This window comes from Chromohalobacter sp. HP20-39 (assembly GCF_033052815.1).
Taxonomy (GTDB): Bacteria; Pseudomonadota; Gammaproteobacteria; order Pseudomonadales; family Halomonadaceae; genus Chromohalobacter.
In genome coordinates this window covers 1-250 of record NZ_JAWHTP010000974.1, presented here as the reverse complement: position 1 = coordinate 250, position 250 = coordinate 1, and the positions used below count along the sequence as shown (strand labels likewise).

General features: G+C 58.0%; 1 protein-coding gene. It reads left to right on the top strand.

The annotated features are described in order from the left end of the window. The first annotated feature begins 95 nt into the window (after positions 1–95). Positions 96–245 carry a hypothetical protein gene (locus RVY79_RS20870; protein ID WP_171017935.1) on the top strand — a complete coding sequence of 50 codons (150 nt, stop codon included), beginning with the start codon at positions 96–98 and terminating at the stop codon, positions 243–245. Positions 246–250: the final 5 nt, after the last annotated feature.

Sequence of the window (250 nt, the reverse complement as noted above, 5' to 3'; positions counted from 1 at the left end):
CCACGCTGACCCAGATCACGGCGACCATCGAAAACGTCAGCGCCGGCCCGTCGCTCGACGCGCAATTCCCCATCAAGACCATTGTGGAGTGACCCATGAAGCTGGTTGTCAAAGACGAATTCGGACCATATAAGCAGGGCGACGAGATCACCGATCCGGACGTCATGCAGGCGGTTCTGGCCAGCGAGCAGTCCGCATTTGTCGTGCAGGTTGCCGACGACACTCCTCCGAAGGCGAAGAAGTAACAAAA

What these genes read in the sequence shown, in the direction of transcription:
- RVY79_RS20870 (WP_171017935.1), top strand. Translation starts at nt 96, where the DNA reads ATGAAGCTGGTTGTCAAAGACGAATTCGGACCATATAAGCAGGGCGAC.